The 26,883-nt window shown below is 42.4% G+C and carries 24 protein-coding genes and 1 CRISPR repeat array; of the genes, 20 read left to right on the top strand and 4 right to left on the bottom strand.

The window, feature by feature from the left end; all coding sequences use genetic code 11:
- Nucleotides 1-38: 38 nt before the first annotated feature.
- Nucleotides 39-302 (top strand): PqqD family protein, encoded by a 264-nt coding sequence (locus tag H8716_RS02160; protein ID WP_249306888.1) that lies wholly within the window; start codon nt 39-41, stop codon nt 300-302.
- A 21-nt stretch (nt 303-323) separates the two neighbouring features.
- On the opposite strand, the gene H8716_RS02155 is transcribed toward H8716_RS02160, so the two are convergent.
- Entirely contained in the window at nt 324-800 is a 477-nt protein-coding gene (locus H8716_RS02155) for a S24/S26 family peptidase (RefSeq protein ID WP_249306887.1), read from the bottom strand.
- Nucleotides 801-1,059: 259 nt separating this feature from the next.
- Between H8716_RS02155 and H8716_RS02150 the strand changes: the two genes are divergently transcribed.
- Nucleotides 1,060-1,443, top strand: a complete 384-nt coding sequence (locus tag H8716_RS02150; protein WP_249306886.1) for a hypothetical protein — start codon at nt 1,060-1,062, stop codon at nt 1,441-1,443.
- 54 nt (nt 1,444-1,497) lie between these two features.
- On the opposite strand, the gene H8716_RS02145 is transcribed toward H8716_RS02150, so the two are convergent.
- The 3 genes from H8716_RS02145 to H8716_RS02135 form a co-directional block, all read right to left on the bottom strand.
- Nucleotides 1,498-1,845, bottom strand: a complete 348-nt coding sequence (locus H8716_RS02145; RefSeq protein WP_249306885.1) for a hypothetical protein — start codon at nt 1,843-1,845, stop codon at nt 1,498-1,500.
- An 89-nt stretch (nt 1,846-1,934) separates the two neighbouring features.
- Nucleotides 1,935-3,704, bottom strand: coding sequence for a peptidase domain-containing ABC transporter (locus H8716_RS02140; protein ID WP_249306884.1), 1,770 nt, complete (start codon nt 3,702-3,704; stop codon nt 1,935-1,937).
- A complete protein-coding gene (locus H8716_RS02135) occupies nt 3,701-4,870 on the bottom strand; it encodes a PqqD family protein (protein WP_249306883.1) in 1,170 nt (389 codons plus the stop codon). Before H8716_RS02135 ends, H8716_RS02140 begins: the two co-directional genes overlap by 4 nt.
- Nucleotides 4,871-5,236: 366 nt before the next feature.
- On the opposite strand from H8716_RS02135, the gene H8716_RS02130 reads away from it, so the two are divergent.
- The 18 genes from H8716_RS02130 to H8716_RS02045 all read left to right on the top strand — a co-directional run bounded on the left by H8716_RS02130 (nt 5,237) and on the right by H8716_RS02045 (nt 26,859).
- Entirely contained in the window at nt 5,237-5,905 is a 669-nt protein-coding gene (locus H8716_RS02130) for an HAD family hydrolase (RefSeq protein ID WP_408610877.1), read from the top strand.
- Entirely contained in the window at nt 5,902-7,194 is a 1,293-nt protein-coding gene (locus H8716_RS02125; RefSeq protein WP_249306881.1) for a putative ABC transporter permease, read from the top strand. The genes H8716_RS02130 and H8716_RS02125 overlap by 4 nt, the downstream gene beginning before the upstream one ends.
- A gap of 379 nt (nt 7,195-7,573) precedes the next feature.
- Nucleotides 7,574-9,085 (top strand): anthranilate synthase component I, encoded by a 1,512-nt coding sequence (gene trpE, locus H8716_RS02120; protein WP_249306880.1) that lies wholly within the window; start codon nt 7,574-7,576, stop codon nt 9,083-9,085.
- On the top strand, nt 9,082-9,669 hold the full coding sequence (locus H8716_RS02115; protein WP_249306879.1) for an anthranilate synthase component II: 588 nt from the start codon (nt 9,082-9,084) through the stop codon (nt 9,667-9,669). The genes trpE and H8716_RS02115 overlap by 4 nt, the downstream gene beginning before the upstream one ends.
- Complete coding sequence (gene trpD / locus H8716_RS02110) at nt 9,666-10,676, top strand: anthranilate phosphoribosyltransferase (protein ID WP_249306878.1); 1,011 nt, start codon at nt 9,666-9,668, stop codon at nt 10,674-10,676. Before H8716_RS02115 ends, trpD begins: the two co-directional genes overlap by 4 nt.
- Before the next feature lie 24 nt (nt 10,677-10,700).
- A complete protein-coding gene (trpC, locus tag H8716_RS02105) occupies nt 10,701-11,519 on the top strand; it encodes an indole-3-glycerol phosphate synthase TrpC (protein ID WP_249306877.1) in 819 nt (272 codons plus the stop codon).
- An 80-nt stretch (nt 11,520-11,599) separates the two neighbouring features.
- Nucleotides 11,600-12,787, top strand: coding sequence for a tryptophan synthase subunit beta (gene trpB, locus H8716_RS02100; protein ID WP_249306876.1), 1,188 nt, complete (start codon nt 11,600-11,602; stop codon nt 12,785-12,787).
- Entirely contained in the window at nt 12,780-13,556 is a 777-nt protein-coding gene (gene trpA / locus H8716_RS02095) for a tryptophan synthase subunit alpha (RefSeq protein ID WP_249306875.1), read from the top strand. Before trpB ends, trpA begins: the two co-directional genes overlap by 8 nt.
- A 168-nt stretch (nt 13,557-13,724) precedes the next feature.
- Nucleotides 13,725-14,474, top strand: coding sequence for a CRISPR-associated endoribonuclease Cas6 (gene cas6 / locus H8716_RS02090; protein WP_249306874.1), 750 nt, complete (start codon nt 13,725-13,727; stop codon nt 14,472-14,474).
- A complete protein-coding gene (gene cas10, locus H8716_RS02085; RefSeq protein WP_249306873.1) occupies nt 14,464-16,821 on the top strand; it encodes a type III-A CRISPR-associated protein Cas10/Csm1 in 2,358 nt (785 codons plus the stop codon). Before cas6 ends, cas10 begins: the two co-directional genes overlap by 11 nt.
- A 4-nt stretch (nt 16,822-16,825) precedes the next feature.
- Complete coding sequence (gene csm2 / locus H8716_RS02080) at nt 16,826-17,224, top strand: type III-A CRISPR-associated protein Csm2 (protein WP_249306872.1); 399 nt, start codon at nt 16,826-16,828, stop codon at nt 17,222-17,224.
- A gap of 29 nt (nt 17,225-17,253) precedes the next feature.
- Nucleotides 17,254-17,919 (top strand): type III-A CRISPR-associated RAMP protein Csm3, encoded by a 666-nt coding sequence (csm3, locus tag H8716_RS02075; RefSeq protein WP_249306871.1) that lies wholly within the window; start codon nt 17,254-17,256, stop codon nt 17,917-17,919.
- A gap of 15 nt (nt 17,920-17,934) precedes the next feature.
- The gene (gene csm4 / locus H8716_RS02070; RefSeq protein WP_249306869.1) at nt 17,935-18,852 is read left to right on the top strand and encodes a type III-A CRISPR-associated RAMP protein Csm4; all 918 of its coding nucleotides are present in this window, start codon (nt 17,935-17,937) and stop codon (nt 18,850-18,852) included.
- The gene (csm5, locus tag H8716_RS02065; protein ID WP_249306868.1) at nt 18,849-19,976 is read left to right on the top strand and encodes a type III-A CRISPR-associated RAMP protein Csm5; all 1,128 of its coding nucleotides are present in this window, start codon (nt 18,849-18,851) and stop codon (nt 19,974-19,976) included. Before csm4 ends, csm5 begins: the two co-directional genes overlap by 4 nt.
- A gap of 134 nt (nt 19,977-20,110) precedes the next feature.
- Nucleotides 20,111-22,675: direct repeats of the CRISPR family, unit length 36 nt; unit sequence GTAAAAAAAGAGATAACCCCGAGAGGGGACGGAAAC.
- A 42-nt stretch (nt 22,676-22,717) separates the two neighbouring features.
- Entirely contained in the window at nt 22,718-23,719 is a 1,002-nt protein-coding gene (gene cas1 / locus H8716_RS02060; protein WP_249306867.1) for a CRISPR-associated endonuclease Cas1, read from the top strand.
- A 4-nt stretch (nt 23,720-23,723) separates the two neighbouring features.
- On the top strand, nt 23,724-24,059 hold the full coding sequence (gene cas2 / locus H8716_RS02055; protein ID WP_249306866.1) for a CRISPR-associated endonuclease Cas2: 336 nt from the start codon (nt 23,724-23,726) through the stop codon (nt 24,057-24,059).
- 11 nt (nt 24,060-24,070) lie between these two features.
- The gene (csm6, locus tag H8716_RS02050; RefSeq protein WP_249306865.1) at nt 24,071-25,396 is read left to right on the top strand and encodes a type III-A CRISPR-associated CARF protein Csm6; all 1,326 of its coding nucleotides are present in this window, start codon (nt 24,071-24,073) and stop codon (nt 25,394-25,396) included.
- A 167-nt stretch (nt 25,397-25,563) separates the two neighbouring features.
- Nucleotides 25,564-26,859: an ATP-binding protein gene (locus tag H8716_RS02045; protein WP_249306864.1), complete on the top strand. Its 1,296-nt coding sequence runs from the start codon at nt 25,564-25,566 to the stop codon at nt 26,857-26,859.
- Nucleotides 26,860-26,883 lie beyond the last annotated feature (24 nt).

The following is a 26,883-nucleotide window of genomic DNA, read 5'->3' as shown; positions in this document are numbered from 1 at the left end:
AACATGAAAATTCAGAGAAATAAAGGATATTGTTCACAATGAAAAAAGCAGAAGGCTATATTATGAAAAGACTGGAGGATGAATATATCATTCTCCCATATGGGAAAAAAACAGAAGAAGTACGGGAAGTGGTGACTTTGAGTGAGACAGCCGGATTCATTTATGAGAATGCAGAGCAGGCAGAGAATATCGAACAGCTTGCGGAACTGGTAGGAAAAGAATTCGGAGTGGATGCATCTCTCGTGTACATAGATGTGTCAGAAGTAGTAGAAACATTGCAGAAAAAAGGAATTCTGTTATAGGCTTGGCGCACATGGCGCTTCCTACTTTTTCTTCCGTAAAAAGGCAGAAAGGCGGAAACAGACTGGGCGTACCGGAAGGAGAAGAAGCCACAGGGAAGAAAGCATGCGGTAAAGTGGGTGGCTGATAGAGATTTCGCTTCCATTGCGGATAAAACCCACCAGTCTGCCGATGATCTGAGAGGGACGCAGAGGACCTTCTATTTCCCACTGGTTGTCCCCAACAAGGTAAAATCCTTCTTCCGTGATTCGGCAGATCCGGTGAAGCACCAGGATACCAGAATCTCTTCGATAGAGAACCACATCATTTTTTCGACAGGAATCTGCGCAGACAGATTCAATCAGAGCCTCATCCCGTCCCGGCAGAAACATAGGATACATACTGTAGCCCTGGGGATGGATACGGATGATATTGCCGTCCTTCAGAAGCTGTTCCAGATCGATCTGGCGGTCAGAAGAATCCACCTGATTCGTATGAAGCAAATGAGGCTGTTTTTTCATAATATAAAACTCCCTGTAAAAGATAAACAGAATGATATGCAACGTTAAAATAATATAGAAAATGTCTGTAAATTCTGCTGAATTCAAAACAGAGGTATTATAACATTGTGCCAGAAAAAGAACAAGAAAAAACGAAATTCAGAAGGATATTTTTCGCCGAATTACTTGACTTTTTGATGTTGGATAGCTATATTAAAAACAGAAAAAAAGGTGAAAAGATTTGCCTGAAGAAGACAGACATGAGGAGATAGAAGTAATTATGAGAGAATATAGAAAACCGGTAGTTATTGTGGATACAGGACTGGCAGAGGGAATTTATGCAGCCAGCGGAGCAGCACAGGGAACTTTGAGTGTAACATATTATGGTGTATGGGACAGATGGGGCACCAACGGCGGAAAAGGGCTTGCATCTGCAAGCTGGTCCGGCATTAACGGAACCGTTACCCTGCACATTAGTTTTAATGATACGGTAGATGGAATCGAGGCAGATGATGCTTCTGTACAGAAGGCATGGTCAGGCAATACAGCAACACTGACATTTTCCAGTGCAGCTTCAAATCCACTTACCATCGGTATTCATCTGAATCATGGAACCAGTATTGATAATTTAAAGATAACGGGATATAGCTATTCTGTAAAATAAAATAAGAAGGAAAATAAAAAAACAGACACAGAGTCGAGACTCTGTGTCTGTTTTTTACATGCTCCAGTCAGTGACGGAATCATTAGGACCATAACCTTTCTTTTCCCAGCTTGGCTTGCGATTACCATTGTCTACGTCGTAGCTTCCTGCATGTCCAGAATCTTCATAATGTGTCAAAAGACCACATCCATTGGCCGTATTGGCTGGACAGCCAAGACAGGCAAACTGTTGTTTATAGCCTCTTGTGCCACCATTCCAGCTGGAGTAGTCCGGTGCCTGCCAGACTCCGTTCATGTATTTGCTGTCGCATTTCGGACCATTATTGCTGCTTCCGCTGGCAAGATAAATACCTTCTGCTACACCGGAATCAACTGTGATTAATGGCTTTTTATAGGTGTTCATGAATCTGTCCCCCCTTCTTTTTGTTTTAATTATAGCGCATTGGGGAGAAACGTCAATATTTTATGGTAGATAGTTTGTTTAAATTCAAGTCAGAATTCTTTTATCATTTGAGCAATCTCTTCTTCATTCAGCACATCGCATTTTTTATCCCGTATCGCATAGACTCTGGTGCAGATATTCAGAACCGTTGGCCTGTGGGTGGTCACGATACAGGTTCTTGGATAGGTGTCCTGCATGATATTGCGCAGGACTTTTCGTTCTGTTGCTACATCCAGGGCAGAAGTAGCTTCATCCAGCAGCAGGATCGGGGATTTACGAAGCAGTGCCCGGGCAATGGAGAGGCGCTGAGCCTGTCCTTCTGAGAAGCCGCCGCCCCGTTCCTTGATCTCGCTGTAGATGCCGTCCGGAAGCTTTTCCACGAAATCCCATGCACAGGCAAGCTTCATGGCTTCGATTATTTCTTCATCGGTGGCATCCGGTTTTACATTTCGCATATTATCAGCGATCGTTCCGGAAAACATGGTATTGCCCTGTGGCACATAGGAGAATAATTTCCTGGTGGAAGGGGACATTTCTATACGGTGTTCATGCTGCTCACCGGCGCAGACGAAAAAGGATCCAGCCTGTGGCGTTAAAAGAGAAAGAATCAGACGCAGCATGGTGGTCTTACCTTCACCGGACGGACCGACCAGTGCAACGATTTCGTGGGGATAAGCTTCCATGGAAGCATCGGCAAAGACAGATGTACCATTACGGTAGGCATAACTCAGATTCTGCATATTCAGACCAATTCCCTTTGAACGATACTGTTTCTCAAAGCACCGTACAGCATAGTCCTGGCTGTAATCTTCCTGAGGCATTTCTACGATATCCATCAGACGTCCCGCAGAAATGGTCAGGGAGATGGCGGATGGAACCAGGCTGACCAGAGAATTCACCGCGCCGGTCAGTGTGCCGGAGAGTGACAGGAACATGGTCATGGTTCCGTAACTGATGGCATTGCTCCATACCCGGTAGATCCCCCATCCGTAACAGCTGTAGGATACAATAAAGCTGATAATGGACATCAGAACAGAGGTCAGCATGGACATTTTCTGAAAATCCAGACGCATATGGATGTAGTCATTCTGAAGGCTTTTCAGTTTGGATGTATAGAAATGGATTAGGTCAAAAGCCTTAATGGTCTGGATATTGGAAAATGCTTCCTGGTTAAATCCGTACAGCTTGGCATTCATGGCAGCACTGCGTTCATTGTTTTTTGTCATTCTGCGCAGCAGAGGACGAGAAAGGAGTGCACTGAAAGGCATGCCAAGGAGTGCAAACAGGGCAAAGGTAGGGTCATAATACAATACGATTGCCAATGCACTGATAAAACGGAAGCTATAGATGATCAGGTTCGGAATCCAGTTCAGAATACCGCTGGATATATTGGATGCATCCGAGCTCCACCGGGTAACCAGATCACCGGTATGGTAATCCGTCAGAGATTCCCAGTCCGTCACCAGCATTTTCGCAAAAATTTCATTTTTAATCTCTGTATCCACTTTCAGGCTGATAAAAGTGGAAGCATATCCGGAAGCCTGGGAAACCAGAATGTTGGCAATGGAAAAACCGATCATGGCGGCAAAGGTGCCAAGAAGCTGCCCGGTCTGGTGACCGGTAATGATATCCACCAGATCTTTGGAGATCAGGCTGGAGATCAGAGAGACACCGGTGCCCGTGAGTCCAAGCAGGGTATACAGGATCATAGCTTTCCAGTAGCGGCGGCCATACTGATAGATCCACAACGTCTGAGCCCACATTTTCTTCAGAGTGCCCTGTTTCAGGTGTTTTTGAATCAGCTGAAGTTTCTCTTTCATGACAGATCCTCCAGACGGTCGATTGCTTCTCTGGCAGTCTGAGCAGCAGAAGGACGCATGGTGCAGGACAGGTGAAATACAGGAACCGTATCTGCTGTTTTGGATGCAAAAGACAGGTTCTGATCCAACAGTTCTGCAGTCCAGGCAGGTGAAATCATACGCTGCATGACACGCAGTATTTTTTCCTGCGTGGACAGTTCGTCCATGACATCCTGATCAGGGTGTCGCCCGAGAAGTACAATACCGCCCAGTGGATACTGTCTGGTGGTGTAGATACCGGAAGTTCCGCACCATGGGATACCATAGACATATAAGCTTCCGTTCTGGCTGCCGATCAGATTCAGATCTCCATTCAGATACGGAGTCTGAAACAGTTCGTGCCACAGGGCCGTATGTGTGGACTTGCCCATGCCGGAGTGACCGGAGAACAGCCAGGCTTTATCACGGTACAGAATGGAGGCTGAATGAAGGGCAAACATGCCTTTTCTCTGGGCAAGGTACAGAAAGAACAGCCGGATGGCGTGAAACAGGTCATCGGATTCCTCGCCGGTATGCACAGCCTGGCAGAAGATACGTACATAACTGCCATCCAGAGTCATATGTGCTTCGCAAATATCCGGCATAGTAGGAAAAAGCATCACATAACGGTCAGAATTCTGAAAAATAGTCATTTCTCTGTTTTGCAGCAGAACTTGTTCATAAGAATGGCTTTCCGGCGGCGCGGTCAGAAGATCTATGCGCTGATCTGGAATCTGTGTAAAAGAGTCTGTGCGAAAAGCATCAAACGAGGCACTCACAAGATCCGATGGATCATACAGATGCAGGATCAGTCCGGCAATGGAAAGACAGCAGGAAGCATCTTTCGGGACAGAATGCAGGGATGCAGTGAGCATTCCCAGCTGACACAGCTGATGGATCCAGTCGTTCACATCTGTCACAACAGAAGAAAAGGATGCATCTGGAATCTGGTAATATCTGGTCAGTGCAGCGGCAAGCTGCTCAGCGGTTGCGCTGCCTCGTTCCTGCAGATTCCTCCACAGAAAAACACTGGTTTCATTTAAGAGGAGCCCCTTTTTCTGATCTGCAATCTGCTGCCCATAGGGAAGCAGATAAGAATCATTTTCGATTTGCCGGAGCGTATATCCGGATTGACATTTGAATATCATGAAACGGGTTACCTTTCTTTCGTAAGTCATTCATGGGATAAATGTAACTGTTCAGAATCCACTGTCCCGCGAGGTGTTTTGGCATGTATATGCCAAAAATCCGAGACATGCACGCCAAAATTCCATCGCCCAAGGCAATTCTATTGAATTTTGGCTTCGTATCTGTGAAGGTACTGAACAGATACGGATAAATTATAACACTGCCAGAACAGTGAGTACAGGAAAAGATTGTAATCTGTTCCGGCTTCTTATATACTGAAAGGGCATGCAGCCCAGGGTGGCTGTTCAGAATTTGCAATAATGAAAAGAAACAGAGACACAACAGGATTATTACATCAGAAAGGAAACTACATGAACAGACAAAAGATAACACTGCCGGATCACGATGCAGTGATTTTTGATATGGATGGAACATTGGTGGATTCCATGTGGATGTGGAAGAAGATTGATATTGATTATCTGAAGCGGTATGGTGTGGCAGCACCTCATGATCCACAGCAGATCGAGACCATTCAGAAAGAGATCGAGGGCATGAGCTTTACCGAGACAGCCATTTATTTTAAAGAAAAATTCAATATTACAGATTCACTGGAGCAGATTAAGCAGGACTGGAATCAGATGGCATATGAAATCTACTGTACAAAAGTGCTTTATAAAAAAGGTGCCCTGAAATTTCTGGAGCACTGTAAAGCAAATGGAAAGAAGCTGGGGGTAGCGACCAGCAATTCAAGAGAACTGGTGGATGCAGTGGGAAAGATTCTTCATTTCGACCGGTATTTTGACTGCATAATGACTTCCTGCGAGGCCAAGAGAGGGAAACCGGCACCGGATGTCTATCTGGCAGTGGCTGAGCGCCTGGGTGTGGAGCCGTCACGCTGTCTGGTTTTTGAAGATCTTTCAGCTGGAATCAAGGCAGGAAATGCAGCGGGAATGACTGTGATAGCCATTGAAGATGATTATTCAAAGGACATGAGACAGGAAAAAATAGAACTGGCAGAGTATTTTATCAATGACTATGAGGATCTGGCATTATGACATATACATGGTATCAGCTTTTCTGGTTTTTCCTGATCTATTCCTTTATAGGATGGTGCGGTGAAGTTGCTGTTTCTGTAATAAAGCAGCATAAGTTTGTCAACCGTGGTTTTATTACCGGTCCATTATGTCCGATTTACGGGCTGGGAGCATTTGCGTTTGCCATATTCCTGCCGGACCTGAAAGATGACTGGGTGTTCCTGTTTCTGGGAGCTATGATTCTGGCATCTTTTATTGAATACATAACCGGCAAATGTCTGACGGCGATAACCGGCAAGATGTGGTGGGATTATTCCAGATTCCATTACAACCTGAATGGTATTATTTCGCTGCCAACATCACTGTTATGGGGAACATGTGGCGTGTTTGCCATTAAAATGGGAAACGGACTGCTGATCCGGTTATTGCATTTGATTCCCAAACCAATCGGATGGATCTGCGTCTGGATATTACTTGGACTGCTGGCAGCGGATTATCTGGGATCTTTTGCGGCGATTCTGGGACTGCGTAAGAATGAACAGATTGACAGTATCAGGGAAGAATTGAGCAAGACATCCAGACTGCTGGAAAATGCCCTGACCCGCCAGATTCAGAAACGTATGATGAAAGCATTCCCGGAAGCACGGGAGAAGGATATCTCTGTATTTGGTGCCGGATGTGGAATCTATAAATTGTTCATGATCTTTATGATTGCTTCCTTCCTGGGAGATATTACAGAGACGATTTTCATGCTGGCAACGACAGGAAAACTGGTCTGCCGAAGCAGTGTGGTATATGGACAGTTCAGCATTGTGTGGGGACTGGCATGCGCACTGGCAACGATCTTTCTCTATCAGTTTCGGGAAAAAAGCGACCGATACGTGTTCTTATGGGGAACTGTTCTTGGCGGAGCTTACGAATATGTATGCAGCGTATTTACCGAAGTGGTATTCGGAGCTGTATTCTGGAATTACAGCAAGCTGCCATTTAACCTGGGCGGACGAATCAACCTGTTGTTTTGCTTTTTCTGGGGCATTGCCAGCGTGGTATGGATCAAAGGAATCTATCCGCGGCTGTCTGATCTGATTGACAGGATTCCCAGGAAAGCCGGTCATATCTGTGCCTGGCTGCTGGCAGTATTCATGATTGTAAATATGATCATTTCTTCGGCTGCAGTCATTCGATACACAGCCAGAAACTGCGATCCGTCAGCAGCAGATATAGAGAATCCGGTTGTGAAAATGATTGATGAGCATTTTCCGGATGAACGGATGGCAAAGCGATATCCATATATGAGATTTCGCAGATAAATAAAAGAAAAATCATACTTGACAAATTGGTTAGTTAATACTATAGTATGGTAAAACGTTGAATTGAAAAAGAACAAACCGTTGAAGCGGAGATAAAAGCAGCAGATGCGCACACAGAGATTCCGGGGTGCTGAGAGCCGGATTGAGATGCAGGCAGCTAAATGGACCGCTGAGGGCATAGTCAAAGATCAGAATTGATCGAGTATTCTATGACGTAAGGCATACGTTAGTTGCCAGAGATATGTTAGTATCTTGGAAAGTGCACGGCTTGCCGTGAATCGAGGTGGCACCACGGGATTGGAATTTTACCCGCCCTTGACAGAATCAGAGGATTTTGTCGAGGGCGGGTTTTTGTATTTTCATATAAGGAGGTTCAGATATGTATCCATCTTTGGAAGACGTGAAGGTAATTGCATCGCAGGGAGACTACCGGCGAATCCCGGTTTGCAGGGAACTTTACGCAGACCGTTTTACTCCGGTAGAAGTTATGAGAACATTACATGCGGCCAGCAAGCATTGTTATCTGCTGGAAAGTGCGGAAAATGATCAGAAGTGGGGACGTTATTCCATGCTTGGATACGAGCCGGTTCTGGAATTGTCCTGTCTGGATGGAAGAGTTCGGATTCGAACGGAGGAGGAACAGATTGCTCCGTCCATGAAGGAATCCTTTTTAAAAGAAGAATATACGGAAGTAACGCATCCGGGTGAACTGATCCGGAAGATCCTGGCAGAGTATAAGAGCCCGAAGATCAAAGGCATGCCGCCTTTTACCGGTGGCATGGTAGGATATTTTTCCTACGATTATCTGAAGTATGCAGAGCCAACGTTGAAAAAAGTCCTGTCAGGAAGCGAGGACTTCCGGGATGTAGATCTGATGCTTTTTACGAAAGCTCTGGTGTTTGACCACTATCGACAGAAGCTGATTCTGATCTCCGGAGTGGATACTTCCGATATGGAAAGCTCCTATCAGAGAGCAGAAGAAGAACTGGAAGAGATGAAGCAGCTGCTGAACAGCGGGGCAAAAGCTATCTTCAAACCAATTCGTTTGAAGGAAGAACTGACACCGGATTTTTCACAGGAATGTTATACGGAGATGGTCAACAAAGCGAAACATTATATTCATGAAGGAGATATTTTCCAGGTGGTATTATCCAATCCGCAGACAGCAAAAGCAGATGGAAGCCTGTTTGATACCTACCGGGTGTTGCGGACCAGTAATCCATCTCCATATATGTTCTATTTTTCCAGTGATGATGTGGAGATCGCAGGAGCATCGCCGGAGACACTGGTCAAACTGGAAGACGGTAAATTATTCACATTTCCGCTGGCGGGAACCAGACCAAGAGGCAAGACAGAAGAGGAAGACCGGCAGCTGGAAGCGGAACTGCTGAAGGATGAAAAAGAACTGGCAGAACACAATATGCTGGTGGATCTGGGAAGAAACGATATCGGCAAAATCAGTCAGCTGGGCAGTGTAAAAGTGGAGCAATACTGTACCGTTCACCGTTATTCCTGTGTCATGCATATCGGATCTACCGTATCGGGCAAGATCCGGGAAGACATGGATGCGGTGAATGCAGTGGATTCCATACTTCCGGCAGGAACCCTGTCAGGGGCACCGAAGATCCGGGCATGTGAGATCATTCAGGAACTGGAAGGCAGAAAACGTGGCATCTACGGAGGTGCTGTTGGATATCTGGATTTCACTGGTAACTTAGATACCTGTATCGGAATCCGGCTGGCTTATAAGAAAAATGGAAAGGTATGTGTACAGTCAGGAGCCGGAATCGTGGCAGACAGCGTACCGGAAAAGGAATATCAGGAATGCTGCAATAAAGCAAAAGCCGTGGTACAGGCCATCCGGCTGGCAGAAGGAGGACTGGACGAATGATCGTATTAATAGATAATTATGACAGTTTTACGTACAATCTGGTGCAGTACATCGGAGCACTGGAGCCGGATATCCGGGTTATACGAAATGATGCCTGTACATCGGAGGAGATCGAAGCTATGAGACCGGATGCCATCGTCATTTCTCCGGGACCCGGCAAACCATCTGAGGCAGGAATCTGTATCGAAGCGATCCGGTATTTTAAAGATAAGATCCCTATTTTAGGGGTCTGCCTGGGACACCAGGCCATCTGCGAAGCCTTTGGCGGGACCGTTTCTTATGCAAAAGAACTGATGCATGGAAAAAGCTCCATGGCACAGATCAAAGAAGCATCACCACTTTTTCGGAATATTGGAACGGAAATGCAGGTGGCAAGATATCATTCTCTGGCAGCCATCCGGGACAGCCTTCCGGGGGAACTGAAGGTCACGGCAGAGACCGATGATGGCGAAGTGATGGCAGTAGAACACAGAGACTATCCGGTGTATGGATTACAGTTCCATCCGGAATCGGTGCTGACACCGAAAGGCATGACATTGATTGAAAATTTTTTAAACATTGCAAAAGGGGGAAACAGATCATGATCAAGGAAGCAATTATCGCACTGGCAAAGAAACAGGATTTAACTTATGAACAGGCTGAAAAAGTGATGGATGAGATTATGAGTGGAGAGGCAAGCCAGATTCAGATGGCATCTTACCTGACGGCCCTGGCATTAAAGGGAGAAACCATTGATGAGATCACGGCATCAGCAGCAGCCATGAGAGCACATGGAACCAAGCTTCTGCATGACATGGATGTGTTGGAGATCGTGGGAACCGGTGGGGACGGATCCAATTCCTTTAATATTTCCACCACGTCTTCTCTGGTAATCGCAGCAGGCGGCGTACCGGTGGCAAAACACGGAAACCGCGCAGCTTCATCCAAAAGTGGTGCCGCTGATGTGCTGGAGGCTCTTGGGGTTAAGATCACGCTGGAACCGGAGGAGAGCCTGGCTCTGCTGAAAAATATCAATATCTGTTTCCTGTTTGCACAGAAGTATCACACAGCTATGAAGTACGTGGCTCCGGTTCGTAAGGAACTGGGTATTCGTACCGTATTTAATATCTTAGGCCCGTTGTCCAATCCGGCAGGTGCCAATATGGAACTGATGGGTGTCTACGATGAACTGCTGGTAGAGCCGCTGGCACAGGTTATGGCCAACCTCGGTGTTAAACGTGGCATGGTGGTATTTGGAAAAGAAAAGCTGGATGAGATCTCAGCCTGTGGTCCGACCGTAGTTTGTGAAATTAAGAATGGGGGATTTACTTCTTATGAGATCACACCGGAGCAGTTCGGTTACACAGCAGGGAAACCGGAAGAACTGACCGGAGGCACACCGCAGGAAAATGCAGAAATTACAAAAGCCATTTTAAATGGAACGGAAAAAGGAACCAGGAGAAATGCAGTCTGCATGAATGCAGGAGCAGCATTATATATTGCAGGAAAAACAGAGACATTAGAAGAAGGCGTGCGCATGGCAGAGAGGCTTATTGACAGCGGTGCAGCGATGAAGAAACTGGATGAGTTCATTGAGAAGAGTAATGCATAAAACTCCAAAACAGAGGACAGTAACATGAACATTTTAGAGACAATTGCGGCAAAGACCCGTGAACGGACTGAAGCAGAAAAGAAGCAGTTATCACTGGAAACGGTCAGAAACATGGCGGAAGAAAAGGCTGCAGCAGAAAAGAAAGAGGAAAATGGACAATTTACTTATCGGTTTCAGCAGGCATTAGCGGGGAAAGATATCTCCTTTATCTGTGAGGTGAAGAAAGCATCCCCGTCCAAAGGAATCATTGCAGAAGCTTTCCCATATCTGCAGATTGCCAGAGAATACGAACAGGCAGGGGCATCAGCCATTTCCTGCCTGACCGAACCATTCTGGTTCCTGGGGAAAGATGAGTACTTAAAAGAGATTACCGGACAGGTACAGATCCCGGTACTGCGAAAGGATTTTACCATTGACGAATACATGATCTATCAGGCAAAAAATCTGGGGGTATCCGCCATTTTGCTGATCTGTGCAATCCTGGATGACGGACAGCTTGCGGCATGGCATCAGCTGGCAGCGGAACTGGGACTTTCCGTGCTGACAGAAGCTCATACCGAAGAAGAAATTGACCGGGCACTGAAAGCGGGAGCCAAGATTCTGGGAGTCAATAACCGGAACCTGAAGGACTTCACGGTGGATGTGGAGCAGAGCAGGAAGCTTCGCAGTATGGTGCCATCCGATGTGCTTTTTGTATCAGAAAGCGGTATCAAGAATCATGCAGATATACAGGCACTGAGGGAAAACGGAACCGATGCGGTTCTGATCGGGGAGACACTGATGCGGGCAGCTGATAAAAAAGCCATGCTGGATGAACTGAGAAATGGAACTTCGATACAGTGATGAGGCAGATGAAACCGGTTATGTAAAGATATTCAGCAACATAGCAGAAATAAGTTAAAGAATAGAAGGAGCAAGAGAAAATGTCTAGTAAAGGAAGATTTGGCGTCCACGGTGGACAATACATTCCAGAGACACTGATGAATGCAGTGATTGAACTGGAAGCTGCCTATGAACATTATAAAAAAGACCCGGAGTTCCAGGCGGAACTGACCCAGCTGTTAAATGATTATGCGGGAAGACCATCCCGGCTGTATTATGCAGAGCGCATGACGAAGGACCTGGGCGGAGCGAAGATCTATCTGAAAAGAGAGGATTTGAACCATACAGGCGCTCACAAGATCAATAACGTGCTGGGACAGGCGCTGCTGGCTAAGAAGATGGGAAAGACCCGTCTGATTGCAGAGACCGGAGCGGGTCAGCATGGTGTGGCTACCGCTACCGCAGCGGCACTTCTGGATATGGAATGTGTGGTTTACATGGGTGAGGAAGATACTATTCGCCAGGCATTGAATGTGTATCGTATGAGACTGTTGGGAGCCACAGTGATTCCGGTGAAATCCGGTACCGGAACCCTGAAGGATGCAGTATCAGAAGCATTCCGTGAATGGACGAACCGCATGGATGATACCCACTATTGTCTGGGATCCGTCATGGGTCCACATCCATTCCCGACCATCGTGCGTGATTTTCAGGCCGTGATTTCCAAAGAAATCAAAGAACAGATGCTGGAAAAAGAGGGCAGACTTCCAGATGCGGTACTGGCATGTGTAGGTGGCGGTTCCAATGCCATCGGTACATTTTATAACTTTATTGAAGATAAAGACGTGCGTCTCATCGGCTGCGAGGCAGCCGGAAGAGGCGTTAATACCGCAGAGACAGCAGCTACCATCGCTACCGGACGCCTTGGCATATTCCATGGTATGAAGTCCTACTTCTGCCAGGATGAATACGGACAGATTGCCCCGGTTTATTCTATTTCCGCAGGGCTGGATTATCCGGGCATCGGACCGGAACACGCACATCTCTATGATATCGGAAGAGCAGAATATGTGCCGGTAACTGATGAGGAAGCCGTGGAAGCCTTTGAATATCTCGCCAGAACAGAAGGTATCATTCCGGCTATCGAGAGCGCTCATGCAGTAGCCTATGCGAGAAAACTGGCACCGACCATGAGCAGGGAACAGATCATCGTTATTACCATTTCCGGAAGAGGAGATAAGGACTGTGCGGCAATCGCCAGATACAGAGGGGAGGATATCCATGAGTAACGTAAAGAAAGCATTTGAAAACGGAAAAGCATTTATTCCATTTATTACCTGTGGGGATCCGTCTCTGGAAGTGACCGAGCAGTTAGTCTATGCCGCAGAAGAAGCCGGTGCAGACCTGATCGAACTGGGAATTCCATTCTCTGATCCGACAGCAGAAGGCGTGGTGATTCAGGCAGCCAATATCCGCGCCTTAAGCGGTGGCGTCACCACAGACAAGATCTTTGACATGGTACGGAAGATCCGCAAAAACACACAGATTCCGCTGGTGTTTATGACCTATGCCAACGTGGTTTATTCTTACGGAACGGACCGTTTCCTGCAGACAGCAGCAGAGATTGGCATGGACGGACTGATCCTTCCGGATGTGCCATTTGAAGAAAAGGCAGAATTCGATGAACCGTGCAAGAAATACGGTCTGGATCTGATCTCCCTGATTGCACCAACCTCCCATGAGCGTATCTCTATGATTGCAAAAGAAGCCAACGGATTCGTCTACTGCGTATCCTCCCTTGGTGTAACCGGTGTGCGAAAAGAGATCACCACCGATATCGGTGCTATGGTGAAACTGGTCAAAGAAGCAAAAGACATTCCATGTGCCATTGGATTCGGTATCTCCACACCCGATCAGGCAGCGAAGATGGCAGCAGTGTCAGACGGAGCTATTGTGGGAAGCGCAATCGTGAAATTGTGCGGACAGTACGGAGAAGAATGTGTGCCATATGTGAAGGAATATATTAAGAGCATGAAAGATGCGATTCGGACAATTTAATTCGGTATATGTAATATAGACAGTGTAGAAAGAGATGGTAAACGAGAATTATCATCTCTTTTTGTGTGCTAATATTACTAAAAAAATGATCTGCAAATATAAAATATTGACTAAAAATACCAATGAAATTATAATTGAGATAGTAATATAAATAAAGGTGGAACGAAAATGTACGCGGAACTGAAAATGGAATTAGATAATGAGACATTAGATTATAAACAGTCTTCCAATTTACAGGGAGTGATTATGGAGCATATTGAGGAAGAGTATGCGGAGATATTGCATCAGAGTAATTTGAAACCATACAGCCAATGTGTCGTTAAGCAAGATGATAAGAGAATATGGTATATAAGGACTGTGACACAGGAAGCCTATAAAAAAATGATCATTCCATTGAGTCAGTTAAATGAATTTGAGATAAAAAACGGGCAGATTCATGTGAACATTGTGCGCAGGAATTTTGAGACTCGTGCAGAAAATGAACTGTTAAAAGAATTTTATGAAATACCTGCAAATCGATTCTTAAATTTGACATTTCAGACGCCTACAGCATTTAAAAGTAATGGAAAATACGTTTTCTATCCAGATATTCGTATGATTTATCAGAGTCTGATGATGAAGTATACAGCGTCATCAGAAGAGATGGACATGATAGACGAAGACACATTGGAGCAGTTGACACAAAACAGTGAAATTGTTCGATACCATTTGCGCAGCATGTCATTTCCGTTGGAGGGAGTAAATATACCTGGATTTGTGGGAAGCATTCGTTTGAAGATAAAGGGAACAGGTACAATGGCAAGATATGCAAGAATGTTGATGAAGTATGGACAGTATTCAGGCGTGGGGATAAAAACAGCAATGGGAATGGGCGCCATAAGGCTTATGGAACAGGGAGAAAAGAAAAATGACAGATAAGGAAGTAAAACTGATCATAGGTGCGCTTTTACATGATGTGGGAAAAGTGATATATCGTCAGGGAGATGATCGGAGAAAACACAGCCAGAGTGGATACGATTATTTAAAAGATGAAGTAGGAATAGACTCTGAAGAAATATTACATTGTGTGAAATATCATCATGCAGATGCATTAAGCAAGGCAGATATAGATGAGGATGATCTGGCATATCTGGTGTATGTGGCAGATAATATTGCGGCTGCCACTGACAGGCGGAGTTCAGAAAATGAAGATGTAAGATTTGAAAAAACAATGCCGCTGCAGAGCGTATTTAATATCTTAAACGGAAATCATCAGAGCTATTATTATTTGCCGGGAATGATGGAAGAGACATCCGAAAGGATCTATCCACAAAAAGAAAAAATTCCATTTGAGGAGTTCTTTTATAGCAGGGTGAAAGACCAGATTACGGATAATTTGAAAGGCCGAGAATGGAATGCAGATTATATCAATTCCTTATTGGAAGTATTGGAAGCTACGTTGAGTTATGTACCGTCTTCTACTTCAACGGGAGAACTGGCGGATGTATCTTTGTATGATCATGTGAAGCTGACAGCGGCATTTGCAAGCTGTCTGTACCAATATTGTCAGGAAAAAGAGCAGGAAAATTATAAAGATATCATCTGGAAGAACACAAAGGAAGTATACAAAGAAGATTGCTTTATGCTGTTTTCCATGGATATTTCAGGCATACAGGATTTTATCTACACGATCAGCACCAGAAAAGCACTTCGGACGTTGAGAGCCAGATCATTTTATCTGGAGATTTTGATGGAACATATGATTGACTGTCTGTTGGAAGAACTGAATTTGTCCAGAGCAAATCTGTTATATAGTGGAGGAGGACATTGTTATATGATCCTTCCGGGAACGGTAAAAGCACAGCAAATCGTAGATGATTATTTGGAAAGGCTGAAGAAATGGTGTCTGGAGGAATATCAGATAGCACTTTACGTTGCAGGCGGCTATGCTATTTGTAACAGTGAAACTTTGAAAAATGAACCAAATGGAAGTTATGCAGAACTATTCCGAAAAGTTGGTACGATGATTTCGGAGAGAAAAGTAAAAAGATATCAGGCAAAGGATATTTTGTATTTGAATAGCAGAAGAGCAGATGATTACACGAGAGAGTGTAAAGTATGCAGAAAAATTGATAAAGTAGATAAAGAAGGTGTATGCAGTATATGCCGCAAAATCGAGAAACTGTCAAATGCGGTGCTGTATGAGAACTTTTTCCTGATTTTAAAAGGAGAACACAGAGATGCACTGCCACTTCCGGGAGGTTACGCACTTATTGCGGAGAAAAAAGAAAATATCATAAAGTGGATGAATCAGCCTGAGTTTAAGCGAGTCTATGCAAAGAATCGAAGATATACCGGAAAGCAGCTGGCGACAAAATTATGGGTAGGGGAATATACCCAGGGACAGACATTTGAAGAACTGGCAGACTCATCAGAAGGAATAAAGCGAATCGGAGTATTAAGAGCAGATGTGGATAATCTTGGACAGACATTCGTATCTGGATTTGAAAATGCAGAAAATAATAACCGCTATGTGACAATTTCCAGAACGGCAACGTTATCGCGACTGCTTTCCTTATTTTTCAAGTTGCATATCAATCAGATCCTGAATAACCCGGAATATACCATGGATGGAAAAAAGAAAGAAACGGGAAGGAATGCGACGATTATCTATTCCGGAGGGGATGATGTTTTTCTGGTTGGTGAATGGAAAGACATCATAGAGTTAGCCATTGATCTGAAAAATAAGTTAAAATTGTATACACAGAATACACTGACATTATCTGGTGGTATTGGTATTTATGACGCCAGTTATCCGATCAGAGCAATTGCAGAAGAAGCAGGAGAACAGGAAGATTCTTCCAAGCGATTGCCAGGAAAAAACGCAGTGACAATACTGGAAGATGGAGAAAAACATACAGAAGCCGGATTAAATGGGAAAATCAGTGACGGAACCTATAAATGGGATACATTTGAGAACGAAGTGATCGGAGAAAAGTATCGGGTTTTGTCGGAATATCTGGAAAATTTCGAAGATAAAGGCAATGCCTTCTTATATAAAATGCTGGAGCTGATTCGGAATCAAAAAGAAAAGATTAATTTTGCAAGATTTGTGTATTTGATAGCAAGACTGGAGCCAGAAGAGCGGGAAAGCACTGAAAGAAAAGCAATGTATCGCAGCTTTTCAGAACATATGTGTAATTGGATTCGGTCAGAACAAGACTGCAGGCAATTAAAGACAGCTATTTCCTTATATGTATATGTGAATCGGAAGGGAGAGGAATAGAGATATGTTGGTTACGGAAGAAAACTATGTAGATGTTGCAGAAAAGGTTATATTGCAGTTGAAAAAAGAGAAACAAAAGAATGGAAAGGAATTGGGCCTTCTTACAATGTCTCAGATTCGAAATATGTTATCGATGTGCGCAGATATCTACAATCAGATTATGAGCCAAACCAATACAAGAGGCAATGACCTGAATGATGAAATATGTGGACGGATTAATTATTTAAAAATACGTTTTGTATATGAGGCAGGTAGGGATACAAAAGTAAAAGCATTCGTGAGAGATGCATGTATTCTGGAAAATTTAAAGGAAATTAGAGGAAATAAACAGAAATTTTTACTATTTCATCGATATATGGAAGCGTTAGTAGCTTTTCATAGATTTTATGATGGACAAGAGTAGTAATTCAGATAAAAGAAAGAGGACAAATTATGTACGCTAAAATTCAGATAACAGGTGATTTAGAAGTAAAAACAGGTATGCATATTGGAGGCAGCAGTGCGTTTGCTGCGATTGGAGCTGTAGATTCCAGTGTGATTAAGGATGTAAGAACAAACTTACCAATGATACCGGGAAGCTCCTTGAAAGGGAAAATGAGAAGTCTTCTGGCAAAAGAATTTAACGAAAGAGTTGTGTCCCCGGATGATGATGACATACGCCTTACCCGTCTTTTTGGATCAGCCAAAAAAGGAAGTGTGAAACCAAGCAGAATCCAGATATCAGACATGATCATGGTAAATGATCAGGAATTACGTGAAAAAGGTCTGCAAAGCATGACAGAAGTAAAGTTTGAGAATTCGATTAACAGAGCTACCGCAGTAGCGACTCCAAGACAGATAGAACGTGTGGTACGTGGCAGTATCTTTGAACTGGATATCATCTACGAAGTAGAAAATATAGAAGAGCTACTGGAAGACATGGAGACAATCGGCGAAGGCATGAAGTTACTCCAATATGATTACCTGGGTGGAAGTGGTTCCAGAGGATATGGAAAAGTTGGTTTCAGCCATCTGTATGCAGATGTGGTAATTGGGGATATAGAAGAATCCGTCATGGAAAAATGTAATGAGATATTGCAAAATGCAGTGGAGAATTAGGAGAAGGGAAACAACATGATATACCAGATATATAAAATGGAGTTCCTGAGTAATGTGCGTTTTGGAAAACAGTCATTAAATGACACCAATCCTACACTGTATGCGGATACCTTGTTTTCTGCTCTCTATCAGGAGGCAATGAAGCAGCAAAAAGAAAATAGTTTTTACCAGATGGTTCATACTGGAAAATTAATTTTTTCGGATGGTTTTCCATATCAGGGTAGGGAATATTATCTTCCAAAACCGTATATTCGAATAGAGGGAACCGATAAAAAGGGCAATTCCAAAGAGAAAAAGGAATTTAAGAAATTAAAATACATTCCACTTAGTACGTTAGAGCGATACTTAAAAGGCGAAACCAAGGCAGAAGAATTTGAAGAAGAACAGGAACTGGGATATATCGGAATGAAGGTATCTGTTGCGGTGAGAGGAAAAGAAGAACCAGAACCATATCGGGTACGATATTTTACCTTTCAGGAAGGAAATGGATTGTATTTTCTTGTAAAGACAGACAATGAAGAAGGGATTCAGCTGTTAGATGAATTGATGACAGGATTATCTTACAGTGGAATTGGTGGAAAAAGACATACCGGAATGGGAAGATTTGAATATGAGCGCTGTGATATGCCTGTAATATTGCGCACAAAGTTAGAAACATCGGCAGAAAAATATATGCTCCTGTCCACTGCTCTTCCAGAAGAGAATGAACTGGAACAGATATTGGAACAGGCAGAATATCAGTTGCTGAAAAGAAGTGGATTTGTCGCATCCACAGATTATGCGGATCAGCAGATGAGAAAGAGAGATCTGTATGTTTTTCAGTCTGGATCTTGTTTTGGGAAAACATTTTCTGGACAGATTGTAGATGTATCTGATGCAGGAAGACATCCAGTGTATCGGTATGCAATGGGCATATTCATGGGGGTTGGATGATGAAAAGAAAATTACAGACATATACGCTGACACTGACAGCAGTAGGTCCTGTCTTTGTGGGAAGTGGAAAAGAGATATCGAAAAAGGAATATCTTCGTCTAAAAGATGGGACAGTCCTGGTTCTTGATATTGAGAAATTCTATTCATTTATAGAAAAGAAGCATCTTGAAAAACAATATCTGGATTTTATGCTGAAAAATGACAGAATGTCACTTGGAAACTGGATCCTGAACCAGGAAATTCAGGTAAAGGATATTCAGAACTGTATTCGATATCGTCTGAAAAACAGTGATATGGAACTGGAACATGGCAAACCGGTTCAGATTATGGAATATATAAAGGATTCCTATGGTCAGCCATATATTCCAGGAAGTTCTGTGAAAGGTATGATGCGAACTATTCTGCTGTGTAATGATATTTGTGAACATCCACAGAAATATGAACGGATTGCGGCGGATATGGAAAGAGAACTGTTCCAAAATCGGAATCAGAATGTAAGCCGGAAAAGAGTACTGGCGGCAAGTATGAAAAATGCAGAAGTAGAATGTTATCATTTGCTGAATCGATTTGAAAAGAAGAGAGAGAATGCAGTAAATGACAGATTATCAGGAATCATCATAGGCGACAGCAAGCCATTGCAGACAGATGATTTGACACTATGCCAGAAGGTAGAAGTGCATCCAGATGGGGTAGAGAAGAAACTGAATTTACTGCGAGAATGCATCAAGCCTCAGACACAAATCGAGATGATGCTGACAATAGATACAGACTTGTTCCCATTGGATGACAGACAGATGATGAAAGCTATACATAATTTCAACTCTATTTATAATGAGAATTTTTCAGAAAAATTCAGGGGAGCGAATTGTCCTTCAGAGGATATGGTATATCTTGGTGGAGGTGCTGGATTCGTATCGAAAACCATTATTTATGCACTGTTTCAGGGAACAGAAGGCATCAAAGCCTGTCAGAGTATATTTGAGAAAACCAACGTGCCAAGAAACCATAAACATTATAAAGATATGCAGTACGGAGTATCGCCGCACATCTTGAAAAGTACATATTACGCTGGAAAGCGGTATCAAATGGGACAATGTCGCTGCAAAATCGAGAGAATAGAATGATTTTACGCCGCAGGGCTTATATACGGATTTTGCAGCCAAAAACGAACCAATTTTCAGAGAAAAAATCATCCATCATAGTTTCCCCCGCAAAATTAATGCAGAAGCCTAAAAAAAAGCGGGGGATGAGGGATGGGGTAAAAAAAGAGATAACCCCGAGAGGGGACGGAAACGAACGAAACACTCAACAATGGATTTACATTACAAAGTAAAAAAAGAGATAACCCCGAGAGGGGACGGAAACTGTTATATACTTTAACATTCTTTTCACCTCTATTCGTAAAAAAAGAGATAACCCCGAGAGGGGACGGAAACATTTTTCTTTCATTTTCTTTCCCTCCACTTTCTTACTGTAAAAAAAGAGATAACCCCGAGAGGGGACGGAAACTGTATCAATAATACAGATTACATCTTGACCGATTTTAGTAAAAAAAGAGATAACCCCGAGAGGGGACGGAAACACTATTAAAATGAATGCTAAAAATGTAAGATTTATAGTAAAAAAAGAGATAACCCCGAGAGGGGACGGAAACAATTGGTTCATTTAATGTTGGAATCTGGACAGATGGGGTAAAAAAAGAGATAACCCCGAGAGGGGACGGAAACAGTACGCATACGCCATTGGATACGTGCCCGACTTTCCACAGTAAAAAAAGAGATAACCCCGAGAGGGGACGGAAACTGAGTGACTACGAAAAAGAGAAAAAAGAATATTTTGTAAAAAAAGAGATAACCCCGAGAGGGGACGGAAACTTTTATCGTCTTTCGACAATATTATAATAACATGTAAAAAAAGAGATAACCCCGAGAGGGGACGGAAACTACGAAAAGAGGAATGATCGTATCAATATAGTTTTTGTAAAAAAAGAGATAACCCCGAGAGGGGACGGAAACTGCTGCAACAACTTCTTTTATAAAAGTGTTTGGGTAAAAAAAGAGATAACCCCGAGAGGGGACGGAAACAATTGTTCCAAAAACTCGTTTACATCTTCCAGTGTTCCAGTAAAAAAAGAGATAACCCCGAGAGGGGACGGAAACCTGAAATTTCGCAGTCAACAACTGTGTCATATGCATCAGTAAAAAAAGAGATAACCCCGAGAGGGGACGGAAACATAAACAAATGTGTTTTTAGGGTTCAATATATTGTAAAAAAAGAGATAACCCCGAGAGGGGACGGAAACTTTAAAAAATTGGCTTACAAGATTTTTTTTGAACCTGTAAAAAAAGAGATAACCCCGAGAGGGGACGGAAACAAGGATCTTCGTGGTAGGACAGGGATTTGAGACAGAGAAGGTAAAAAAAGAGATAACCCCGAGAGGGGACGGAAACCCTGTATAGTCTCATACCACCGACTTGTGCTTAGGTAAAAAAAGAGATAACCCCGAGAGGGGACGGAAACCATTGGAGTTATGCTAAAACAGTCTGATACTTTGTAAAAAAAGAGATAACCCCGAGAGGGGACGGAAACAGATGAGTAAAATGTGAAGCTGTTTTCTTTTTCGTAAAAAAAGAGATAACCCCGAGAGGGGACGGAAACTAGAAACTGGATTGTAACGGTACAGGAGTAGTGGGTAAAAAAAGAGATAACCCCGAGAGGGGACGGAAACTAACTCCAAGCAATTCAGCCCATTCTTTCTGAGTGTAAAAAAAGAGATAACCCCGAGAGGGGACGGAAACTTTTTGTAAGAATCCAAATCAATCAAAGATGAAATATGGTAAAAAAAGAGATAACCCCGAGAGGGGACGGAAACAAATTGGAATTTTGCATGGAAGAAACAGGAATGACCGTAAAAAAAGAGATAACCCCGAGAGGGGACGGAAACTTTTTGTAAGAATCCAAATCAATCAAAGATGAAATATGGTAAAAAAAGAGATAACCCCGAGAGGGGACGGAAACTAAGGGAAGAAAGCGAACTATGAAAAGAGAAAATTTTGTAAAAAAAGAGATAACCCCGAGAGGGGACGGAAACAAGATCTGGTTCATTGTTTTTATTCATTTTCCACTTCCTTGTAAAAAAAGAGATAACCCCGAGAGGGGACGGAAACAGATGATCCACAGATGCAGCAGAAGATCAGAGAAAGTAAAAAAAGAGATAACCCCGAGAGGGGACGGAAACTTTTATCCATATATTCTCTTAGTGTCATTTCGTTCACCTGTAAAAAAAGAGATAACCCCGAGAGGGGACGGAAACAGTAGTTCGGTGAACCGTTCCATGGAAGAGCTGTGCTTGTAAAAAAAGAGATAACCCCGAGAGGGGACGGAAACTACTTTCGCACTCATTTTAATTCTCCTTTTCTTGTAAAAAAAGAGATAACCCCGAGAGGGGACGGAAACAGAATTGGCTCTTCCAGCGTGTTTGTTCAAGTATATCGTAAAAAAAGAGATAACCCCGAGAGGGGACGGAAACGAAAGATAAGGTGTTGTTAGGGTGTAAATCAAGTAATAGTAAAAAAAGAGATAACCCCGAGAGGGGACGGAAACCTATAATTGCCTTTTCGCTTGTCGATCTTCCAGAAACTGTAAAAAAAGAGATAACCCCGAGAGGGGACGGAAACTTGTATGTGGTGTTGGTTTGACTGTTGCGGTTGTAAGTGTAAAAAAAGAGATAACCCCGAGAGGGGACGGAAACGTTAAAATGTTTTCTGTTAATGTTACGTTCATCATGGTAAAAAAAGAGATACCCCCGTAAGGGGACGTTAGGAAGGTTTACACAGGCACAATTTTTATAAAAAGGAGGATCTCTATGAGTCTCTTATATGTAAATGAAGATGGCGCTGTCATTGGTCTTGAAGCGAATCGTTGTATGATAAAGTATAAAGATGGATTGAAAAGAAGTATTCCGATAGAATCCCTAGAGGGCGTAACGATTCTGGGTAAATCGCAGGTGACGACTGTCTGTATGGAAGAATTCCTAAAGAGGGGAATTTCCTTGTCTTATTTTTCTAAGGGCGGGAATTATTTTGGAAGAGTACAATCCACAGGACATGTAAATACTGCACGACAGAGAAAGCAATGCCAGTTGTATGATACAGAATTTGCATTAGAGCTTGGAAAAAGAATTTTATCAGCGAAGGTGAAAAATCAAAGTGTGGTTTTGCGCAGATATGAAAGAAGCAAGGGAGCAGATGCCGCGGAAGAACAGAAGATGCTGACTATCTGCAGAAATAAAATGTCTGGCTGTAAAAGTATTGCAGAATTGATTGGTTATGAAGGTCAGGCTGCTAAATACTATTTTGCAGGTTTGGCAAAATGTATTGAGCCAGAATTTGCTTTCCATGGAAGAAGTAAACGTCCGCCGATTGATGAATTCAATTCGATGATAAGTCTTGGTTATTCGATTTTGATGAATGAAGTCTATTGCAAAATAGAAATGAAGGGATTAAATCCATACTTTGGTTTTATTCATCGAGATGCGGAAAAACATCCAACATTAGCCAGTGATTTGATGGAAGAATGGCGTGCGGTCATTGTGGATGCGACGGCAATGAGTATGATAAATGGACATGAGATACATAAAGAAGATTTTACATTTGATTATGAGAATCCGGGATGTTATTTGACGAAAAACGGTTTGAAACTTTATTTGACTAAACTGGAGAAAAAGTTTCAGACCGAGGTAAAATATTTATCCTATGTAGACTATGCGGTAAGTTTTAGAAGAGCAATTTTCCTTCAAATGGAGCAATTGTCCAGAGCGATTGAATGCGAAAATCCTTCTATCTATGAACCAATAGTGATAAGGTGAGAAAATGGAAGAGGACAGATTAAGAGAAGATTATTATTTTCAGGTGATAGAAAATTATCGAGATAACCGTCTGTTTATATTGATTATCTATGATATAGTAGATAACAAGCGAAGAGTAAAATTTGCAAAATTTTTGCAGGGGTATGGAACCAGAGTACAAAAATCTGCATTCGAAGCAATGCTGCCGATAGGAAAGTATGAAAAATTATTGGATGAAATACCGAAATATATCAATAAAAAAGAAGATAATATCCGAGTATATAAGATATCCGGAAAGAGTCAGATGCTATCCTGGGGAGTGACTCAGGACTGGGATCAGGAAGAAGTAATATTGATTTAAGGAGATTTGAAATGGGAAAGAAGATTTTATTTTCACCGATTGGAAATACAGATCCGATAAAATATTTTCATGATGGATCGATGCTGCATATTGCCAGAGTATATCAGCCAGATGAGATCTACTTATATTTGACGAAAGAGATGCTGGTTCATCATGACAAAGATAACCGTTATGTCAGAACTGTGGAATTACTGGGAGAAAAGTTAAATCATCAGTTTACAGTACATATCATCAGGAACGAGAAAATGGTGAATGCACATGAATACGATGTGTTTTATGATGAGTTTCACGCAATTCTTTCAGAGATTGAAAAGGGTATGGACAAAGATGATATTTTACTGGTGAACATGGCATCTGGAACACCGGGAATGAAAAGTGCACTGGTAGTAATGGCAACGCTGGCAGAATACAGATTCCTTCCAATTCAGGTGGCATCTCCTCAGAGAATGAGCAATCTGGAATTTGAAGAAAGAGTAGAGTATGATGTAGAGACAAATTGGGAACTGGACGAAGACAATAAGGAAGAATTTCAGAACCGCTGCAAGGAAACGATTTGTAAAAATCTGATGCAGATGTTGAAGCTGGATATGATCAAAAAGCATGTGCTGGCTTATGATTATCATGCAGCTTACGAGGTGGCAAAAGAATTGAAGGACAGAGTGCCAGACGAAGCACTGGCAATATTGGAAGCAGCTGTGGAAAGGGTGAAGTTAAATCAGAATCGGATAACACAGCTGGATTGCAAATATCATTTTTCTCTTTTTCCTGTGAAAGAAGGAAGCAAACAGAAAATTTTTGAATATGCGCTTGTTCTGCAATTGAAGTTAAAGAGGGAAGAACTGGCAGATTTCCTGCGTGGCATTACACCAATCAGCGATGATTTACTGGAAATTATAGTGGAAAATAATTGCGGCATTCAGTTAAAAAATTATTGTGTACTAAGAAAAGATGCGCTTGTCTGGAACCAGAAAAAGCTGGAAAATACGCAGGTAGATGAAATTTTAACAAAAGAGTTCACGAATTTTCGATATGATATGGTATCTTCCATTCATTTAAAAGCTTTGATCAAAAATATGAGTTCAGACGATGTTATGAAGAAAAAGATTGCCAGTCTGGTACAGGTAGAACAAAGGGTGCGCAATGTGGCAGCTCATGAAATCGTTTCGGTTACACCAGAGTGGATAAAAGAACGCACTGGGTTAAAACCCCAGGAAATCATGGATATTATTCGATTTTTATGTGTAAAAGCCGGAATCGGTGTAAAAAGAGAAGACTGGGATTCCTATGAATTAATGAATGATAAAATTCAGGAACGATTGCTCAGAAGTGGTTCTTGAGAAAAAGTACCAGTGTATCTTTAGATTACGGATTGGTATGTGAAGAAATACAGGTAGCATCCTTTGGAAATTTAATATATGCAGGTTGTTTTATGCTTTTTATTTGGTTATAATAAAACGGAAAACTGTAATTAAATGCAAAAATCTTTTCTAAAGGAGATGCGGGCATGGAAATACGAAGAAACTTTTATCTGGATAGATTAATAAAAAGAAAAAATAATGGACTGATTAAGGTGATTACCGGTATCCGAAGATGTGGAAAGTCTTATTTACTGAATACGATTTTTTATCATCATCTTCTGGAATGCGGAGTAGAGAAGGACCATATCATTCGTTTTGCCTTTGATTCTGCGGATGACTTATATCTGATTGGCGAGAGTCTGATTCAGATGGAAAAAGAGAAACGTGGTGTGGATCCAGAAAAATTCACGGCATATATTCGAGCCCAGGTGAAAGACGATGCGATGTATTATCTGCTGTTGGATGAGGTACAGTTGATGGACTGTTTTGAAGCAGTTTTGAACGGATATCTTCGAAAAGACAATATGGATGTGTTTGTGACAGGAAGTAATGCAAAGTTTCTGTCCAAGGATATCATCACAGAATTTGCCGGACGTGGGGATGAGATTCATATGTATCCCCTGAGTTTCTCAGAATTTATGTCGGTCTATCAGGGCGACAAATATATGGGGTTATCGGAATACATGCTCTATGGCGGCATTCCGCTGGTAGTACTTAGGGAGGGGGCAGCTGATAAGGCGGCAGTTTTACAGAATCTGTTTCAGGAGATCTACATCCGGGATATTTATAAACGTAACCGTATTCGTAATCAGGGGGAACTGGAGGATTTGTTGAATATCTTATCTTCGTCAATTGGTTCCCTGACCAATCCGGAAAAGCTGAAAAATACATTTAAGACTGTAAAGAAGTCAAAAATTACATCTAATACAATAAAAAAATATCTGGATTGTTTTGAAGATTCATATTTGATTGAGTCAGCCCAAAGGTATGATATTAAAGGAAAATCTTATATCGAGACGCCAAAAAAATATTATTTTTCAGATCTGGGACTGAGAAATGCCAGAATCAATTTCAGACAGTTTGAACAGACCCATGCTATGGAAAATGTTATCTATAATGAACTTCGTATGCGGGGATACAGTGTGGATGTTGGTGTAATTCAGACTTCAGAAAAAGGAAAAGACGGAAAAGCAACTCGAAAACAGATGGAAGTGGACTTTGTATGTAATCTTGGTTCAGCAAGGTACTATATACAGTCGGCTTATGCCCTGCCAGATGAAGAAAAAAGGGCACAGGAGATTCGACCATTTCGTAAGATTGATGATTCCTTTAAAAAAATTGTAGTGACGAAAGATATAGTAACACCATATTATGACGAACATGGGATATTGACTATGAATATATACGATTTCCTGTTGAATCCGAAAAGTCTGGAATCATAATTGGAATTATAAAAACGGTACATT

The organism is Jingyaoa shaoxingensis, from assembly GCF_014385005.1.
In the GTDB taxonomy this organism is placed as follows: domain Bacteria; phylum Bacillota; class Clostridia; order Lachnospirales; family Lachnospiraceae; genus Marvinbryantia; species Marvinbryantia shaoxingensis.
The sequence above is the reverse complement of the archived record's forward strand: the minus strand, read 5'-3'. Positions and strand labels throughout refer to the sequence as shown.

What these genes read in the sequence shown, in the direction of transcription:
- H8716_RS02160 (WP_249306888.1), top strand. Translation starts at nt 39, where the DNA reads ATGAAAAAAGCAGAAGGCTATATTATGAAAAGACTGGAGGATGAATAT.
- H8716_RS02155 (WP_249306887.1), bottom strand. Translation starts at nt 800, where the DNA reads ATGAAAAAACAGCCTCATTTGCTTCATACGAATCAGGTGGATTCTTCT.
- H8716_RS02150 (WP_249306886.1), top strand. Translation starts at nt 1,060, where the DNA reads ATGAGAGAATATAGAAAACCGGTAGTTATTGTGGATACAGGACTGGCA.
- H8716_RS02145 (WP_249306885.1), bottom strand. Translation starts at nt 1,845, where the DNA reads ATGAACACCTATAAAAAGCCATTAATCACAGTTGATTCCGGTGTAGCA.
- H8716_RS02140 (WP_249306884.1), bottom strand. Translation starts at nt 3,704, where the DNA reads ATGAAAGAGAAACTTCAGCTGATTCAAAAACACCTGAAACAGGGCACT.
- H8716_RS02135 (WP_249306883.1), bottom strand. Translation starts at nt 4,870, where the DNA reads ATGATATTCAAATGTCAATCCGGATATACGCTCCGGCAAATCGAAAAT.
- H8716_RS02125 (WP_249306881.1), top strand. Translation starts at nt 5,902, where the DNA reads ATGACATATACATGGTATCAGCTTTTCTGGTTTTTCCTGATCTATTCC.
- trpE (WP_249306880.1), top strand. Translation starts at nt 7,574, where the DNA reads ATGTATCCATCTTTGGAAGACGTGAAGGTAATTGCATCGCAGGGAGAC.
- H8716_RS02115 (WP_249306879.1), top strand. Translation starts at nt 9,082, where the DNA reads ATGATCGTATTAATAGATAATTATGACAGTTTTACGTACAATCTGGTG.
- trpD (WP_249306878.1), top strand. Translation starts at nt 9,666, where the DNA reads ATGATCAAGGAAGCAATTATCGCACTGGCAAAGAAACAGGATTTAACT.
- trpC (WP_249306877.1), top strand. Translation starts at nt 10,701, where the DNA reads ATGAACATTTTAGAGACAATTGCGGCAAAGACCCGTGAACGGACTGAA.
- trpB (WP_249306876.1), top strand. Translation starts at nt 11,600, where the DNA reads ATGTCTAGTAAAGGAAGATTTGGCGTCCACGGTGGACAATACATTCCA.
- trpA (WP_249306875.1), top strand. Translation starts at nt 12,780, where the DNA reads ATGAGTAACGTAAAGAAAGCATTTGAAAACGGAAAAGCATTTATTCCA.
- cas6 (WP_249306874.1), top strand. Translation starts at nt 13,725, where the DNA reads ATGTACGCGGAACTGAAAATGGAATTAGATAATGAGACATTAGATTAT.
- cas10 (WP_249306873.1), top strand. Translation starts at nt 14,464, where the DNA reads ATGACAGATAAGGAAGTAAAACTGATCATAGGTGCGCTTTTACATGAT.
- csm2 (WP_249306872.1), top strand. Translation starts at nt 16,826, where the DNA reads ATGTTGGTTACGGAAGAAAACTATGTAGATGTTGCAGAAAAGGTTATA.
- csm3 (WP_249306871.1), top strand. Translation starts at nt 17,254, where the DNA reads ATGTACGCTAAAATTCAGATAACAGGTGATTTAGAAGTAAAAACAGGT.
- csm4 (WP_249306869.1), top strand. Translation starts at nt 17,935, where the DNA reads ATGATATACCAGATATATAAAATGGAGTTCCTGAGTAATGTGCGTTTT.
- csm5 (WP_249306868.1), top strand. Translation starts at nt 18,849, where the DNA reads ATGATGAAAAGAAAATTACAGACATATACGCTGACACTGACAGCAGTA.
- cas1 (WP_249306867.1), top strand. Translation starts at nt 22,718, where the DNA reads ATGAGTCTCTTATATGTAAATGAAGATGGCGCTGTCATTGGTCTTGAA.
- cas2 (WP_249306866.1), top strand. Translation starts at nt 23,724, where the DNA reads ATGGAAGAGGACAGATTAAGAGAAGATTATTATTTTCAGGTGATAGAA.
- csm6 (WP_249306865.1), top strand. Translation starts at nt 24,071, where the DNA reads ATGGGAAAGAAGATTTTATTTTCACCGATTGGAAATACAGATCCGATA.
- H8716_RS02045 (WP_249306864.1), top strand. Translation starts at nt 25,564, where the DNA reads ATGGAAATACGAAGAAACTTTTATCTGGATAGATTAATAAAAAGAAAA.